Annotated in this window: 16 protein-coding genes; 9 read left to right on the top strand and 7 right to left on the bottom strand. The window is 69.3% G+C overall.

Annotated elements, in window-relative coordinates:
- Positions 1–113 precede the first annotated feature (113 nt).
- From ACIF83_RS16410 to ACIF83_RS16390, 5 genes are all read left to right on the top strand, one after another.
- Positions 114–560, top strand: a complete 447-nt coding sequence (locus ACIF83_RS16410) for a hypothetical protein (RefSeq protein WP_399727367.1) — start codon at positions 114–116, stop codon at positions 558–560.
- 5 nt (positions 561–565) lie between these two features.
- A complete protein-coding gene (locus tag ACIF83_RS16405) occupies positions 566–2,752 on the top strand; it encodes a hypothetical protein (RefSeq protein WP_399727364.1) in 2,187 nt (728 codons plus the stop codon).
- Positions 2,739–3,410, top strand: a complete 672-nt coding sequence (locus ACIF83_RS16400) for a hypothetical protein (protein ID WP_399727361.1) — start codon at positions 2,739–2,741, stop codon at positions 3,408–3,410. The genes ACIF83_RS16405 and ACIF83_RS16400 overlap by 14 nt, the downstream gene beginning before the upstream one ends.
- A complete protein-coding gene (locus ACIF83_RS16395) occupies positions 3,410–3,859 on the top strand; it encodes a hypothetical protein (RefSeq protein WP_399727358.1) in 450 nt (149 codons plus the stop codon). The genes ACIF83_RS16400 and ACIF83_RS16395 overlap by 1 nt, the downstream gene beginning before the upstream one ends.
- A 448-nt stretch (positions 3,860–4,307) precedes the next feature.
- Positions 4,308–4,907, top strand: coding sequence for a Uma2 family endonuclease (locus ACIF83_RS16390; protein WP_393471660.1), 600 nt, complete (start codon positions 4,308–4,310; stop codon positions 4,905–4,907).
- Between the two features lie 19 nt (positions 4,908–4,926).
- Here ACIF83_RS16390 and ACIF83_RS16385 read toward each other — a convergent pair whose 3' ends face one another.
- Positions 4,927–5,382: a GNAT family N-acetyltransferase gene (locus ACIF83_RS16385; protein ID WP_393471657.1), complete on the bottom strand. Its 456-nt coding sequence runs from the start codon at positions 5,380–5,382 to the stop codon at positions 4,927–4,929.
- A gap of 262 nt (positions 5,383–5,644) precedes the next feature.
- Here ACIF83_RS16385 and ACIF83_RS16380 point away from each other — a divergent pair, with 262 nt between their 5' ends.
- Positions 5,645–6,412 carry a LuxR C-terminal-related transcriptional regulator gene (locus tag ACIF83_RS16380; protein ID WP_399727354.1) on the top strand — a complete coding sequence of 256 codons (768 nt, stop codon included), beginning with the start codon at positions 5,645–5,647 and terminating at the stop codon, positions 6,410–6,412.
- On the opposite strand, the gene tamR is transcribed toward ACIF83_RS16380, so the two are convergent.
- Entirely contained in the window at positions 6,371–6,868 is a 498-nt protein-coding gene (tamR, locus tag ACIF83_RS16375) for a MarR family transcriptional regulator TamR (RefSeq protein ID WP_053661755.1), read from the bottom strand. The two genes, ACIF83_RS16380 and tamR, sit on opposite strands and share 42 nt — an antisense overlap.
- Before the next feature lie 88 nt (positions 6,869–6,956).
- Here tamR and ACIF83_RS16370 point away from each other — a divergent pair, with 88 nt between their 5' ends.
- Together ACIF83_RS16370 and ACIF83_RS16365 are read left to right on the top strand one after the other, a co-directional pair.
- On the top strand, positions 6,957–7,781 hold the full coding sequence (locus tag ACIF83_RS16370; protein WP_393471652.1) for a trans-aconitate 2-methyltransferase: 825 nt from the start codon (positions 6,957–6,959) through the stop codon (positions 7,779–7,781).
- A 1-nt stretch (position 7,782) separates the two neighbouring features.
- Positions 7,783–8,163 (top strand): VOC family protein, encoded by a 381-nt coding sequence (locus ACIF83_RS16365; protein WP_393471650.1) that lies wholly within the window; start codon positions 7,783–7,785, stop codon positions 8,161–8,163.
- Between the two features lie 2 nt (positions 8,164–8,165).
- Here ACIF83_RS16365 and ACIF83_RS16360 read toward each other — a convergent pair whose 3' ends face one another.
- Positions 8,166–8,840, bottom strand: coding sequence for a TetR family transcriptional regulator (locus ACIF83_RS16360; RefSeq protein ID WP_393471648.1), 675 nt, complete (start codon positions 8,838–8,840; stop codon positions 8,166–8,168).
- Entirely contained in the window at positions 8,837–9,844 is a 1,008-nt protein-coding gene (locus tag ACIF83_RS16355; protein WP_393471645.1) for an acyl-CoA desaturase, read from the bottom strand. Before ACIF83_RS16355 ends, ACIF83_RS16360 begins: the two co-directional genes overlap by 4 nt.
- Positions 9,845–10,154: 310 nt before the next feature.
- Between ACIF83_RS16355 and ppc the strand changes: the two genes are divergently transcribed.
- The gene (ppc, locus tag ACIF83_RS16350) at positions 10,155–12,887 is read left to right on the top strand and encodes a phosphoenolpyruvate carboxylase (RefSeq protein ID WP_393471642.1); all 2,733 of its coding nucleotides are present in this window, start codon (positions 10,155–10,157) and stop codon (positions 12,885–12,887) included.
- A 69-nt stretch (positions 12,888–12,956) separates the two neighbouring features.
- On the opposite strand, the gene ACIF83_RS16345 is transcribed toward ppc, so the two are convergent.
- The 3 genes from ACIF83_RS16345 to pth all read right to left on the bottom strand — a co-directional run bounded on the left by ACIF83_RS16345 (position 12,957) and on the right by pth (position 15,011).
- A complete protein-coding gene (locus tag ACIF83_RS16345; protein WP_393471639.1) occupies positions 12,957–13,649 on the bottom strand; it encodes an LPXTG cell wall anchor domain-containing protein in 693 nt (230 codons plus the stop codon).
- 200 nt (positions 13,650–13,849) lie between these two features.
- Complete coding sequence (locus ACIF83_RS16340; RefSeq protein ID WP_393472687.1) at positions 13,850–14,356, bottom strand: hypothetical protein; 507 nt, start codon at positions 14,354–14,356, stop codon at positions 13,850–13,852.
- 52 nt (positions 14,357–14,408) lie between these two features.
- Entirely contained in the window at positions 14,409–15,011 is a 603-nt protein-coding gene (gene pth / locus ACIF83_RS16335; protein WP_393471637.1) for an aminoacyl-tRNA hydrolase, read from the bottom strand.
- Positions 15,012–15,114 lie beyond the last annotated feature (103 nt).

The following is a 15,114-nucleotide window of genomic DNA, read 5'->3' as shown; positions in this document are numbered from 1 at the left end:
GGCACTTGGGGGCCGGTAATGTACTTGGCGCTCGCCGCGGCGTTGCGGTCGCACGTTCGTACCTGTCCGGCAGAGCCGGCGGTGGACCGGGAGAGACACGGGGGAGGGCCCATATGGCGTGGGACGAGTGGGAGCAGGCGAAGGCCCGGGCGGGCGATCAGCATTCCACACGGATGCAGCTCAACCAGTACCCGGCCGACCAGGGAGGCGGCGGCACCCAGGGGGACCTCGTAGTAGGGCATCAGGATCTCGAGGCGGTCGGCAAGGCGGCCCATGACCTGTTCAACGACTTCACGACCTACAGCGGGCACGCGCGCGTAGCTTCTGAGGCGGCCGCGGGCGGACTGAAGGGCGAGGGTTTCGCCCTGGGGGGCGCGCTGGAGCATGTGACGGAGCGCTGGAGCGAGCAGACCAAAACCCTGCTGGACGCCTGCGCCCACATCTCCAACCATCTCAGGTACACCAAGAACCAGCACGCGGCCGACGACTCCTACATCGCCGGCGCGGTCAGCAGCATCGCCACGCTCGACGAGGGCTTCGACGACCGGAAGGGCCACTGACGCCGATGGACCTCGACGCGCTCCGTCACGGCGACTTCTCGAAGCTCGGTGAAGCGGTCACCGACTGGGAACAGATGACGAAGAAGCTCGCGGACTTGCAGAAGGACGCCGAGAACAACCTCAAGGCTCAGGCCGACAAGGCCAAGTGGAAGGGGGTCAACGCCACCGTCAGCCGCGAGTTCATCTCCAAGACGGCTGCCGAGTTCGCCGACGCGCACACCCAGGCCGACTCCATCACCAAGATCCTCAGCGACACACGCGGTGAACTCATCGGCTACCGCACTCAGCTGAACGACGCGATCAGGCGGGCCACGGAGCAGAACCTGACCGTGGTCGACACCGGCTGCGGCACGTTCACCGTTGCCGGGAACACCCGGCCCGACTGGGCGTCCGACCCCAGCGGAAAGACCGGGGTGACGGACCAGAAGGTGGTGGACGCCTTCTGCAAGGAGATCGAGGGCATCCTTACGAAGGCGACGCAGAGTGACACCAGTGCCGCGGAGGCCCTGAAGCTCCTTGTCGACCAGGCCAAGTACGGATTCACCGATGCCTCCTACGCGGACCGGGACGAAGCGGCCAAGGCGGTCGCGGCCGCGAAGAAGCTGGCGGAGATGGCCAAGAAGCCTGCCGACATGTCCCTGGACGACATCACCGCCTTCAACCGCACGATGGCGAAGTACCACGACGACCCCCTGTTCGCCGAGCAGTTCGCGTCGCGCCTCGGCGCCAAGGGGACGCTCCGCTTCTGGACCGAGATGACCTACACCCACGCCGGTGCCAGGGGCTCGGAACTCGACACGATGAAGGACCTGCAGAGCAACCTGAGCATGACGCTGGCCACGGCGTCCTTCTCGGACTCGGACGCGATGCGGGACTGGAAGAAGGACCTCCTCGCCGAGACCAACACGAACTTCTGCGCCGACAAGTCGCCCAACCCGATCGGCGCCCTCGGCTCCCAGGTCATCAGCAGCCTCATGCGCCAGGGCCAGTACGACACCGAGTTCCTGGACGACTACCGCGAGAAGCTGTTCAAGCAGGACAGGGGAGCGGGGGAGTCGAACACCGACGACCTGTGGGTCAAGGGCTACGACGCGACGGACCTCGTCTTCGGTGACGGCAACGGCCGGGACCCGCTGGAGGGACTGTTCGACGGCCTCTCCCACAACCCCGAGGCGGCGGAGCACGCCTTCGAGTCCAAGTCGGACCTGGACCACATGCTCGGAACCACCAAGTTCACGGACCGTGGCGGGTCCCTCGGGCGCGCCTTGGAGGCGGCGGTCACCGGAGTGGCCAACGGTGACTACACCTCGTCGGCGCCGCCGCACAGCGCCGCGCAAGTGCAGATCATGGCCAACATCATGAACGCGGTGGCACAACCCCACGGAGGCGCAGACCTGGTGAGTAAGGGGATGGGGGACAGCTTCGGGAACATGGCGGCGTCCTACATGCCGGAGATCAGTCGGGCACTCGGAAGCTCCAACGCGACGGTGTTCCTCACGAACAGCGGGGCTCCGGAGGGGCTGGAGCCGGCGGACGCAACCCGGTTCCTTTCAGCGGTGTCCGTGGATCCCGAAGGACGGGCTGGGATCATTGTCGGAGAAGGCGTGTACACCAGTGGGCTTCTTGACGCGCATCTTTCGGACCCCTCGCTGTTCGACGGTCCCCGCGACAAAGTCCTTGCAGACATCGGAAGGAACGCAGGCATCATCGAGGGAATCGTCGCGCATTCGGTGGCGGACGAGAAGGTCCAAGCCATCGTCGATGGCGAGAAGAATTACAACGACGCGCTGCACAAGAAGGGTGATTTCGTCAAGACGTGGCTTGGGACCGGTGTTGGATATGGATCCGTCTCGCTGTTCCCGGAAACTCGTCTGGGCTCGGCGACCGGCGCTGCTGTTGGCGGTTTCGCCGGGGGAGTCATCGGCTTGGCCGTGGACCGTCTGTTGGAGGGCCAGGAACTTGATGGCGCCCGCGATGGAGCCCTGTACGCAAGTGCCAAGGACCTCTATGCGAGTCGGGACTCGGTCAATCAGCAGACACAGTCGTCGGTTGAGGACGCCTTGAAACGGCACCATGTGGATCTCCCCCGGGACGGGTCGACTGACACCATCCGCAACGCCGTCAATGACGGATGGAACGACGCCAGTGAATTCCTGAGCCGATCCAAGGAGCGTCCGAGTGGCCAGGAGTAAGAAACGGGCTGTCGTTGAGTACAGTGCGAAGAATTTTCTTCTCAGCCTCGCCGGTCTCTGTCTTGCGGGCCTCGTCGTGTGGTTCGGATACGTGCAGTTCTTCACCAAGGGGCTCGAGCACCTTCCCGTGACGATGTGTGAAAACACTGTGGAACGGGACCAGGTCGTCCAGGTGCTGCCGCAGGCGCGATCGGCGGAGGAAGCGTCGATGCACCAGAACGCGGGGGACGACTTCACGTTCTACTGCCACGTCGTCACCAGTAGTGCTTCGTCACTCTGGGGCGAAACACGCGTCCGACCTGTCTCCAAGGCGGACTGGCTGGAAAGTTATCGGGGAAGCGGCGGCGACAAACGGATCATCCGTGCCTCTGCCGACGGCATAGAAGCTGTGGCCCAACTCGATCCCGAGGACGGCGTCGCGGCGGTGTACGTGCCTTGTGCGCCTCCCGCTGTCCCTTCCTCCGACGCCTCTGAGGACTACGCGGTCATAACCGAGGTGAGTGTGCGTACCTACGAAGACCCCAAGGCCACTGGCACGGCACTGGGACAGACCCTGACTGACATCGCCTACCAACTGACCGAGCACGCCTACAAACTGGCCGAGTGCAAGGAGTCCCGCGACTTTCCTGCGAAGCTGCCCCGCTACAAGGACGGCTGATGAGAGACGAGGAGATCGTCGCGCACTTCGACGGCCGTGGCCGGGTCCACCTTCGGTTCGGCCACGTCGACGCCGAGAAGGCTCGCCGGATGGTGGAGATCGCCCACGCGCTCGGCTACCGGCCGCTCTCCACCGGCACTCTCGGCCGTGGGGGCATCGCCCGCTACTACGAACGTGACGACGCCCCGCACGCCCGCCGCCGGGCCGCGCAGACCATCGAACGGCTGCGGGCGGGCGGCCCGGTGCTGCCGGAGGTGGAGCCGTCTCCGCCCCCACCGCCACCTCCGCCCCCGCCCCTCACACCCCGGCAGCCGCCACCCCGCCCCCGCCGGTCGATGGAACCCCAGCCGCCTCCACCGGTGGGCCCGCCCGGGCCACGGATTCCGCCCCGACCGCCCTACCCGCCCCCGCCACCGCCTACCGTCACCCCGGAGTCTGCGCCGGAATGACCTTCGAGCACCGACCCGAGTAGGAGCGCTCAGGAACTCGGCGGCAGCCGGAAGGCGGAAGGCATGACGACACCGCCTCTCCTGATTCGGTTATGGACGGTGCCGGGAGGATGGGGAGCAGGAGCGTGAGGGATGGCCTGGCAGGATCCCTTCTCATGACGGTCACCTGCGCCCTCATGGCCCGCACGGTCATGATCAGCGTGACCGACGAGGGTGACAGCCACGCGCCGGCGACCTCTACCACGCTGGCCAGATGGCCAGGTCACGATCAAGAACAAGGCCGTGGATTACTGATCACCCAAGCCCTGGCCAATCGCTGGGGAACGTGCCGGACCGGCAGCGGCCTGACGGTCTGGGCCGAGATCCCCATCGAGTCCGCCGCCCTGGTCCCCCGCGCTACGCCCGCACCGGGAGGCCGTCGCCGTCATACTGGGAGGCGGGAGGACCGATGACTCAGCAGATCCTGTACCGGCGGCTGCGGGAGCGCCGTGATCGCATCACTCCGCCGCCGGGCTTCGCCTGGCCCGAAATCAGTGACGGACAGCTTGTGATGATGATGAGCCCGCGGCCTCGCCACCAGTTCACGGCGAAGCTGGTCTCCCGGCAGCTCGACGCGCAGGTTCCGGAGGGCTACTTCGCGTTCGAGGCGACTGACACGGACGACGAGTCCCTCGGCAAACTGCGTGTCCCGGACATTCTCGTGTGTTCCGGCGAGGCCATGCAGACCGACTCCCCGCTCGACCCGCACGAGATCGTCCTCGCGATCGAGATCGTCTCGCCGTCGAACCCCGAGAACGACTACGAGCACAAGACCCGTGACTATCCGGCCATGGGCATCGCCCACTACTTGATCCTCGACCCCCGCGACGGGACGTGGACCTACCAGTGGGGGATCGGCCGGGCCGAGGGCCGCCCCTGCTACGAGAACCGGTTGCACCTGCTGTACGGCAAGCCTGTCACCGTCACCACCGACCTGGGCACCTGGACGATCGATACCACCGACCTGCCCCGCTACAGCGCGAAAGAGCTGGGGCTCGCTCCGGAGTGAGTGAAGGGGCGCCTGCGCTTCACCCCAGCCGCTTCGTCAGAGTGAATTCCGTGATCCCCGGCGGATAGTCGGGGATCACGCACACCACGTCGTAGCCCTGCTTCTTGTAGAACTCCGGTGCCTGGAAGTCCCACGTCTCCAGCCGGGCGCTCGTGCAGCCGCGGTCGGTGCGGGCGACGTGCTCGGCCTCGGCGAGGAGGCGGGAGCCGAGGCCCGTACCGCGGTGGGCGGGGTCGACCCACAGGTAGGTGACGTGCATCCAGGTCGTCCAGGTGTGGCCGACCAGACCTCCGGCCAGGTCTCCCGCCGAGTCCAGCGCCCAGACGTGCAGCGGGACTTCGCGCTCCCCCGGCGTGCCCCGAAGCGCCGCCAGGACCGGCGAGGCCGCCGTGTTGGTGTCCCGCAGCCGGGAGCGGAGCAGATCACGTCGGGCTTTGTCGACTTCCGCCTCAATACGAAACATGCGGCACACCATAAACGTGCCGGACGGCCAGTTCTGCAAATCGGCTTCCGCTCTCTGCTCCCATCCGTACTCTGATGAACAGCACCGGTGGGGGCCGGTGCATATCAGGGGGCGAGACAGGCGGGTACGGCGCCTGCGGTGGGGGTAGCAGTTTCCGCAACGGCGGCGGCCGTGCGGTCGGCGTTCCTTCCGCAGGTGTCGTGTCCGCGCGGGTCGTCGTGCTCCGGACCTTGGTCATCCCCTGCTCCATGCGGAGCCTGGGGAAGGGGGTTTCGTGGTTCGTATCCGAGTCCTGGTCGTCGACGACCACCGTATCTTCGCCGAGTCGCTGGCCGCGGCACTGGCCGCCGAGCCCGACGTCGACGTCTCGGCCGCCGGCAGCGGCCCGGCCGCGCTGCGCTGCCTGGAGCGCGCGGCCGCCGAGGGCCGCCGTTACGACGTTCTGCTCGTCGACGCCGACCTGGGCGGCAATCTGCCCGGCGTGCGCCCGGCCGTGCCGGTGCAGGAGGGCAACGAGGACGGCCTGGTCGACGGGATCTCGCTGGTCGCGGGCGTCCGCTCGGCGCAGCCCGCGGTGCGCACGGTGGTCCTCGCGGAGAAGGACGACCCCCGGCGCGCGGCCCTCGCCCTGCAGGCCGGTGCCTCCGGCTGGGTCGCCAAGGACTGCTCGCTCTCCCGGCTGCTGACGGTGATCCGGGGGGTGCTGCGCGACGAGACCCATCTGCCGCCCGCCCTGCTCACCGGCGTCCTCAAGGAGCTGACGGCCGCGCGCAAGCACCGCACCGAGAGCGAGCGGCTGGTGGAGTCGCTGACCCCGCGCGAGCGGGAGGTGCTGCGCTGCATGGTCGCGGGCCTCGGCCGCAAGGCCGTCGCCGAGCGGCTGTTCCTCTCCCCGCACACCGTCCGCACCCACATGCAGAACGTCCTCGGCAAGCTGGGCGTCCACTCGACCCTGGCGGCCGTCGCGCTCGCCCGGCGGGCCGGAGTCGGTCCGGTGGACCTAGCCGGGGATGTTGTCGAACGGGGCGGTCAGCTGGCGTAGCAGGCCGGCGAGTTCGGCGCGCTGGGCTCGGGACAGCTCGGCGAGGATCGCCCGCTCCTGTTCCAGCAGGCCCGCCAGTGCCTGGTCCGCGCGGTCCCGGCCCGTGTCGGTCAGCCGGACCAGTACGCCCCGCCGGTCGCTCGGGTCGGGCAGCCGCTCCACCAGGCCCTTCTTCGCGAGCCGGTCGATCCTGTTGGTCATCGTGCCCGAGGTGACCAGGGTCTGTGTCAGCAGCTGCCCGGGGGAGAGCTGGTACGGCGTTCCCGCGCGCCTGAGCGCGGTCAGCACGTCGAACTCCCAGGGTTCGAGCTGGTGCTCGGAAAAGGCGAGCCGGCGTGCGCGGTCCAGGTGCCGGGCCAGTCTGCTCACCCGGCTGAGCACTTCCAGCGGCTCCACGTCGAGGTCCGGACGCTCCCGGCGCCACGCTGCGACCAGCCGATCGACCTCGTCCTCCATGGAGATCAGTGTAGTGGTTGTGTCGACATGAAGTCTCTTGATCTCAAGTCTCTTGACATCAAGATATATGGGGCGGGAGAGTGGAGTCATGACGACGCCCACCTGGGACCCCGCCCAGTACCTCCGCCACGCCGGCCACCGCGCCCGCCCCTTCGCCGACCTGCTCGCCCGCGTCCCCGCGCTCCCGGCAGAACCGCCCGCAGGGCGACCGCGCATCGCCGATCTCGGCTGCGGCCCAGGCAACGTCACCGCCCTGCTCGCCGAACGCTGGCCCACCGCTCACATCACCGGCTACGACAACTCGCCCGAGATGCTCGACAAGGCGCACGTCGACCACGAGGGCGCCACGGCCGGGGGCGGCCACCTGGACTTCGCCCACGCCGACGCCCGCGTCTGGACGCCCGAGGGGCCGCACGACCTGATCCTGTCCAACGCCACCCTCCAGTGGGTGCCGCGTCACGTCGACCGCTTCGCCGACTGGATCGCCGCCCTGAAGCCCGGCGGCACCTTCGCCTTCCAGGTCCCGGACAACATCGACGCCCCGCTGCACGCCCTGATGCGGGAACTGGCCGCCACGCCCCGCTGGAAGCCCCGCCTCGCCGACGTCCTGCGCCACGAGGACTCCGTCCACACCCCCGGCACCTACCTGGACCGCCTCGCCCGCCTCGGCTGCGAGGCCGACGTGTGGCAGACGACGTACTTCCACGTCCTGGAGGGCGAGGACCCGGTCCTGGACTGGGTCAAGGGCACCGGCCTGCGCCCCGCCCTCACCGCCCTCGCCGACGACCCCGAGGCCCGCGATGCCTTCGTCACCGAGTACCGGGACCTGCTCCGCGAGGCCTACCCGAGCGCGCCGTACGGCACGGTCCTGCCCTTCCGGCGCCTGTTCGCGGTGGCCGTGAAGGGGGTGTGAGGTGATCACCGCCGTGGATCATGTGCAGCTGGCCGCACCGCCCGGCTCCGAGGACGTCCTGCGGGCGTACTACGCCGACGTCCTCGGTATGACGGAGATCCCCAAGCCGCCGGTGCTCGCGGCGCGCGGGGGCTGCTGGTTCCAGGCGGGGTCCGTGCAGCTGCACCTGGGCATCGAGCAGCCCCCCGCCGGAGGCGGAAAAGGTTTCCGGCCCGCGAAGAAGGCACACCCGGGACTCCGGGTGACGGGCATCGAGGCGTACGCGGCCCGGCTGACGGCGAAGGGCGCGCCCGTCACCTGGGACGACAACCTCCCGGGCCACCGCCGCTTCTATTCCGAGGACCCAGTCGGCAACCGGCTCGAGTTCCTGGAACCCCGCTGACCTCAGCTTTTGCGGTGCCCTATCAACCGAGGCTTCTGCTCCAGCCCGTCCAGGCCGTGCCATGCCAGGTTGACCAGATGCGCCGCGACCTCCGCCTTCTTCGGGCGGCGTACGTCGAGCCACCACTGGCCGGTCAGGGCGACCATGCCGACCAGGGCCTGGGCGTACAGCGGGGCGAGCTTCGGGTCGAAGCCGCGGGACTTGAACTCGCGGCCCAGGATGTCCTCCACCTGGGTGGCGATGTCGGAGATCAGCGAGGCGAAGGAGCCCGTCGACTGCGGGATGGGGGAGTCACGGACCAGGATGCGGAAGCCGTCCGTGTACTCCTCGATGTAGTCGAGGAGAGCGAAGGCGGCCTGCTCGCACAGCTCGCGGGGATGGCCGGCCGTCAGCGAGCCGGTGACCATGTCCAGCAGCCGCCGCATCTCGCGGTCCACCACCACCGCGTACAGCCCCTCCTTGCCGCCGAAGTGCTCGTACACCACCGGCTTGGACACCCCGGCCTTCGCCGCGATCTCCTCCACCGAGGTGCCCTCGAAGCCCTTCGCGGCGAAGAGGGTGCGACCGATCTCCAGCAGCTGCTGGCGGCGCTCCGCACCGGTCATGCGGGTCCGGCGCGCTCGCCGCGGCTTGTCGGTGCTGGGGGTGTTGGAGTCGGTCGCCACGGCGTCAATCATGCCGCCTTCGCGGGCTCTTTCCGGCGCCGGGAGCCGCCTTCCTCGGTGTTACGGCGCGAATCGATACGCGAGCGTGACGGCCAGCGCACGTCGTACGCCCAGCCGAGCATCTCGAACCAGCGGATGAACCGCGCCGAGGAGTCGATCTGGCCGCGCATCACGCCGTGCCGCGCCGAGGTCGGGTCGGCGTGGTGCAGGTTGTGCCAGGACTCACCGCAGGACAGCACCGCCAGCCACCACACGTTGCCCGAGCGGTCCCGCGACTTGAACGGCCGCTTGCCCACCGCGTGGCAGATCGAGTTGATCGACCACGTCACATGGTGCAGCAGCGCCACTCGTACGAGTGAACCCCAGAAGAACGCGGTGAACGCGCCCCACCAGGACATCGTCACCAGACCGCCGACCAGCGGGGGCACCGCGAGGGACACGGCCGTCCACAGGACGAACTGGCGGGAGACCGCCCGGATGGCCGGGTCCTTGATCAGATCCGGCGCGTACTTGTCCTGCGGCGTCTGCTCCTCGTCGAACATCCAGCCGATGTGCGCCCACCACAGGCCCTTCATCAGCGCGGGGACCGTCTCCCCGAACCGCCACGGCGAGTGCGGGTCGCCCTCGGCGTCGGAGAACTTGTGATGCTTGCGGTGGTCGGCCACCCAGCGCACCAGCGGGCCCTCGACCGCCAGCGACCCCATGACCGCCAGCGCGATCCGCAGGGGCCGCTTGGCCTTGAACGAACCATGGGTGAAGTACCGGTGGAAACCGATCGTGATGCCGTGGCACCCCAGGAAGTACATGAACACCAGCAGGCCCAGATCGAGCCCGCTCACCCCCCAGCCCCAGGCCAGCGGCACGGCCGCCACCAGTGCCAGGAACGGCACGGTGATGAACAGGAGCAGAGTGATCTGTTCGATCGAACGCTTCTGCTCGCCACCCAGCGTGGCGGAGGTGAGGGAAGTGTCGTCGGCCGTACGGGATTCTTCGATCACATCGAAACGTGAGGTCATGCGTGTCCCCTGTGGGGTTCGAGGGTCGGGACAGGGCGCCGGGCCGACCGGACCGAACGGGACTCCAGCGGTACTTCCCTACGGTTCCGTAACCTACGGCGACGTAAGTATGGCAGCGTGCCGAGCCGCGGCAAGAGCCCGAGAGCCTGCGCGTCCGCATCGACACCTATCCTTGGACTCGGTCGGACAGCGCGGTCCGCTCTGATTCCTTCCCGGACGTTCCGGCCCGTATGCGGCACCCTCGCCGCGTGGTGCACGGTGCCCCGGGTTCCCTCCCAGACGAGCTTCAACACTGCAAGGAGCCGCACCTGTGAGCAGTGCCGACGACCAGACCATCACGACCAGCACCGAGCTGCGCGCCGACATCAGGCGGATGGGTGACCTCCTGGGCGAGACCCTCGTACGGCAGGAAGGCCCCGAACTCCTCGACCTGGTCGAAAAGGTCCGCCGCCTGACCCGCGAGGACGGCGAGGCCGCCGCCGAGCTGCTGCGCGGCACCGAACTGCAGACCGCCGCCAAGCTGGTCCGCGCCTTCTCCACCTATTTCCACCTGGCCAACGTCACCGAGCAGGTGCACCGCGGCCGCGAGCTGCGCGCCCGCCGCGCCGCCGAGGGCGGCCTCCTCGCCCGCACCGCCGACCGCCTCAAGGACGCCGACCCCGAGCACATCAGGCAGAGCGTCGAGCACCTCAACGTTCGCCCGGTGTTCACGGCACACCCCACCGAGGCCGCGCGCCGTTCGGTCCTCAACAAGCTCCGGCGCATCGCCGCGCTCCTGGACACCCCCGTCCTCGACTCCGACCGCCGCCGCCACGACGTCCGCCTCGCCGAGAACATCGACCTCGTCTGGCAGACCGACGAACTGCGCGTGGTGCGCCCCGAGCCCGCCGACGAGGCCCGCAACGCCATCTACTACCTCGACGAGCTGCACGCCGACGCCGTCGGCGACGTCCTCGAGGACCTCACCGCCGAACTGGAGCGCGTCGGGGTCAAGCTCCCCGACGACACCCGCCCCCTCACCTTCGGCACCTGGATCGGCGGCGACCGCGACGGCAACCCCAACGTCACCCCCCAGGTCACCTGGGACGTCCTCATCCTCCAGCACGAGCACGGCATCAACGACGCCCTGGAGATGATCGACGAGCTGCGCGGCCTGCTCTCCAACTCCATCCGCTACGCCGGCGCCACCGAGGAACTCCTGGAGTCCCTCCAGGCCGACCTGGAGCGGCTGCCCGAGATCAGCCCCCGCTACAAGCGCCTCAACGCCGAGGAGCCCTACCGGCTCAAGGCCACCTGCGTCCGGCAGAAGCTGGAGAACACCAAGCAGCGCCTCGCCAAGGGCACCCCGCACGAGGCGGGCCGCGACTACCTCGGCACCGGCGAACTGCTGACCGACCTCCGGCTCATCCAGACCTCCCTGCGCGAGCACCGCGGCGCGCTGTTCGCCGACGGCCGCATGAGCCGCACCATCCGCACCCTGGCCGCCTTCGGCCTCCAGCTCGCCACCATGGACGTACGCGAACACGCGGACGCCCACCACCACGCCCTCGGCCAGCTCTTCGACCGCCTCGGCGAGGAGTCCTGGCGCTACGCCGACATGCCCCGCGACTACCGGGCCAAGCTCCTCGCCAAGGAGCTGCGCTCCCGGAGGCCGCTGGCCCCGAGCCCGGCCCCCGTCGACGCGGCCGGCGCCAAGACCCTCGGCGTCTTCGAGACCGTCAAGCGCGCCCTCGAGGTCTTCGGCCCCGAGGTCATCGAGTCCTACATCATCTCCATGTGCCAGGGCGCAGACGACGTCTTCGCCGCCGCCGTCCTCGCCCGCGAGGCCGGCCTCCTCGACCTGCACGCCGGTTGGGCGAAGATCGGCATCGTCCCGCTCCTGGAGACCACCGACGAGTTGCGTGCCGCCGACACCATCCTCGAGGACATGCTCTCCGACCCGTCCTACCGGCGCCTGGTCGCGCTGCGCGGCGACGTCCAGGAGGTCATGCTGGGCTACTCCGACTCCTCCAAGTTCGGCGGCATCACCACCAGCCAGTGGGAGATCCACCGGGCGCAGCGGCGCCTGCGTGACGTCGCGCACCGGTACGGGGTGCGGCTGAGGCTGTTCCACGGCCGCGGCGGCACCGTCGGCCGCGGCGGCGGCCCCTCCCACGACGCCATCCTCGCCCAGCCCTGGGGCACCCTGGAGGGCGAGATCAAGGTCACCGAGCAGGGCGAGGTCATCTCCGACAAGTACCTCATCCCGTCCCTGGCCCGGGAGAACCTCGAACTGACGGTCGCGGCCACCCTGCAGGCCTCCGCCCTGCACACCGCCCCCCGCCAGTCCGACGAGGCCCTCGCCCGCTGGGACGCGGCCATGGACGTCGTGTCCGACGCCGCCCACGCCGCCTACCGCAGGCTCGTCGAGGACCCCGACCTGCCCGCGTACTTCTTCGCCTCCACCCCCGTCGACCAGCTCGCCGACCTCCACCTCGGCTCCCGGCCCTCGCGCCGCCCCGACTCCGGCGCCGGACTCGACGGACTGCGCGCCATCCCGTGGGTGTTCGGCTGGACCCAGTCCCGGCAGATCGTTCCCGGCTGGTTCGGCGTCGGCTCGGGCCTCAAGGCCCTGCGCGAGGCGGGCCTGGACACCGTGCTCGACGAGATGCACGAGCAGTGGCACTTCTTCCGCAACTTCATGTCCAACGTCGAGATGACCCTCGCCAAGACGGACCTGCGGATCGCCCAGCACTACGTCGACACCCTCGTCCCCGACGAGCTCAAGCACGTCTTCGACACCATCAAGGCCGAACACGAGCTGACCGTCCGCGAGGTACTGCGCGTCACCGGCGAGAAGGAACTCCTCGACGCCCAGCCCGCCCTCCGGCAGACCTTCACCATCCGCGACGCCTACCTGGACCCGATCTCCTACCTCCAGGTCACCCTGCTCAGGCGCCAGCGCGACGCCGCGGCCGCCGGCGCCGAACCCGACCCGCTGCTCTCCCGCGCCCTGCTCCTCACCGTCAACGGCGTGGCAGCGGGCCTGCGCAACACCGGCTGACCGCCACCGCACGACAAAGGTGCCCCCGATGTCCGTACGACCTCGGGGGCACCCGTGCGTCCAGCCGCCTCAGCCCTGCCCGGCCCTGCGCCGCCGGGCCACCAGCCAACCGCCCGCACCGACCAGCGCGGCAGCGACGGCCGACAGCAGGCCCACCGGGGCACCGTTGCCGGTCTCGGCCAGGCCACCGCCGCCTCCCTGGGCGGACGGCGCGGACGACGGGGACGACGGAGCCGACGACGAGCCCTGCGACGGGCTTCCGGACGGGGACGCGGACCCGCCGGCCGCCGCACCGGACGCCGACGGCGAGGCCGAACCGGACGGGGGCACCGCACCGCCCCCGCCGCCCTGCGAGCCGGCGCAGTCCGTCCAGAACACCTTGTGCTTGGCCGCGCCCTTCTCGCCCTCGAAGTTCCAGAACAGCTTGTAGTGACCGTCCGGCAGCGACAGGTCCTCGCTACGGCCGTGACCGTCCGCGTCCAGCGTGAGGGCGCCCGACTTCACCGTGGCCCCCTTCGACGCGGCCGTCGGCGCCCAGGCCTCGATGTGCCAGTCCACCTGCTGCACCCCGTCGAAACCGAAGGCGTCCAGGTAGAAGGTGCACACGTGCGGCTCGTTGCGGCGCAGTTCCTCGCCGGTCCGAGCGTCATGGATCTTGACGGTGCCGTTGTCACCGGGGGCACTCGCCTGGGCGGCTGGGGCGCACACGAGCGCCGCCGCGACACCGGCGGACAGCGCGCCGGCGCGGATGAGGGTACGCATGGGGTGATCCATCTTCGAGTGGCGAACGGGGAAGATGTGGAGGGGGCGGTTCAGCTTCCGGTCCCGCCCGGCGGCCCGTCAATCACGAACAGGCAACACACAGGCCTCCCACACACGTGAAGAACGCCCCAACCCCTCAGCGGGTCACGAAATCAGCGCATCACGAAGTCGGCGCATCATGAAATCAGCGCATCACGAAATCAGAGGGTCACGAGAAAGGCACCCGTCAGCAGCGCGATCCCCGACCCCGCCAGCACCCACGCCGGCCGCGTCAGCCGCATACCGCCCGCCACGACCACCGACGCCAGCAGCAACGCACCGCCCAGCGGAATCCAGGCGTACAGGATCCCCGCCGGCCCCGACCGCACCACCTCGTCGGTCCCCGGCTTCACCACCACGGCGTACGTCAGCCCCTTGCGCACCGCGACCGACTGCGAGATCTCCACGCTCGACCGCGCCCGCGCCCCCTCGGACACCGGCGTGAACGGGCCCCGGCACGTGTCCCCGGTACAGCTCGTCACCCTGATCGTGCCGCGCTCGCGCCCCTTCGTCAGCATCACGTGCTGCGCGGTCCCCCAGGAACCCCACACCCCGGTGAACAGGATCAGCGCGGCGAACACACCCGTAGCGGCGACCCGCCCGAACCGCAGCGCGGTCACGGAGGCCTGGCGAGCGGTGGCGGCTGTGGCAGGCATGGCCGGGATCATTGGCCATACGTCCACGACCGGTCAACTCCGGCGGACGGCATGGCCGGACAAGTCAGGAGTTGTACGCGCTCTGCGCCCGCTCCAGGCCCTCGATCACCAGACACTCCACCGCGTCCGCCGCACGGTCCACGAAGTAGTCCAGCTCCTTGCGCTCCGCCGACGAGAAGTCCTTCAGCACGAAGTCCGCCACCTGCATCCGCCCCGGCGGCCGGCCGATCCCGAACCGCACCCGGTGGTAGTCCGCCCCCATCGCCTTCGTCATCGACTTCAGACCGTTGTGCCCGTTGTCGCCACCGCCCAGCTTCAGCCGCAGCGTGCCGTGGTCGATGTCCAACTCGTCATGCACCGCGACGATGTTCGCCACCGGCACCTTGTAGAAGTCCCGCAGCGCGTTCACCGGACCGCCGGACAGGTTCATGAACGACATCGGCTTGGCCAGGATCACCCGCCGGTTCGCCGGCCCCATCGGACCGATCCGCCCCTCCAGCACCTGCGCCTGCGCCTTGCCCGCACGCTTGAACTTCCCGCCGATCCGCTCCGCGAGCAGATCCACCACCATGAACCCGACGTTGTGCCGGTTCATGGCGTACTCCGGCCCAGGATTACCCAGCCCGACGACGAGCCAGGGGGCACTTGCGGGGGTGGTCACGTCCATGTCTCCTCACGTGCAACAGCCGCTGCTCCCCCAAGGGAAGCAGCGGCTGGAGCGTACAGCTACCGCTGTGGGCAATCGTTCCGTAGGACGGAACGGGTGGGCA

This window comes from Streptomyces sp. NPDC085866, from assembly GCF_044541035.1.
Classification (GTDB): domain Bacteria; phylum Actinomycetota; class Actinomycetes; order Streptomycetales; family Streptomycetaceae; genus Streptomyces.
Note: the sequence above shows the minus strand (reverse complement) of the source record. Positions and strands in the feature narration are given on the sequence as shown.

Bases quoted from the DNA above. Each gene is read 5' to 3' on its own strand.
- ACIF83_RS16410 (WP_399727367.1), top strand. From the start codon at position 114: ATGGCGTGGGACGAGTGGGAGCAGGCGAAGGCCCGGGCGGGCGATCAG.
- ACIF83_RS16405 (WP_399727364.1), top strand. From the start codon at position 566: ATGGACCTCGACGCGCTCCGTCACGGCGACTTCTCGAAGCTCGGTGAA.
- ACIF83_RS16395 (WP_399727358.1), top strand. From the start codon at position 3,410: ATGAGAGACGAGGAGATCGTCGCGCACTTCGACGGCCGTGGCCGGGTC.
- ACIF83_RS16390 (WP_393471660.1), top strand. From the start codon at position 4,308: ATGACTCAGCAGATCCTGTACCGGCGGCTGCGGGAGCGCCGTGATCGC.
- ACIF83_RS16385 (WP_393471657.1), bottom strand. From the start codon at position 5,382: ATGGTGTGCCGCATGTTTCGTATTGAGGCGGAAGTCGACAAAGCCCGA.
- tamR (WP_053661755.1), bottom strand. From the start codon at position 6,868: ATGGAGGACGAGGTCGATCGGCTGGTCGCAGCGTGGCGCCGGGAGCGT.
- ACIF83_RS16370 (WP_393471652.1), top strand. From the start codon at position 6,957: ATGACGACGCCCACCTGGGACCCCGCCCAGTACCTCCGCCACGCCGGC.
- ACIF83_RS16360 (WP_393471648.1), bottom strand. From the start codon at position 8,840: ATGATTGACGCCGTGGCGACCGACTCCAACACCCCCAGCACCGACAAG.
- ACIF83_RS16355 (WP_393471645.1), bottom strand. From the start codon at position 9,844: ATGACCTCACGTTTCGATGTGATCGAAGAATCCCGTACGGCCGACGAC.
- ACIF83_RS16345 (WP_393471639.1), bottom strand. From the start codon at position 13,649: ATGCGTACCCTCATCCGCGCCGGCGCGCTGTCCGCCGGTGTCGCGGCG.
- ACIF83_RS16340 (WP_393472687.1), bottom strand. From the start codon at position 14,356: ATGATCCCGGCCATGCCTGCCACAGCCGCCACCGCTCGCCAGGCCTCC.
- pth (WP_393471637.1), bottom strand. From the start codon at position 15,011: ATGGACGTGACCACCCCCGCAAGTGCCCCCTGGCTCGTCGTCGGGCTG.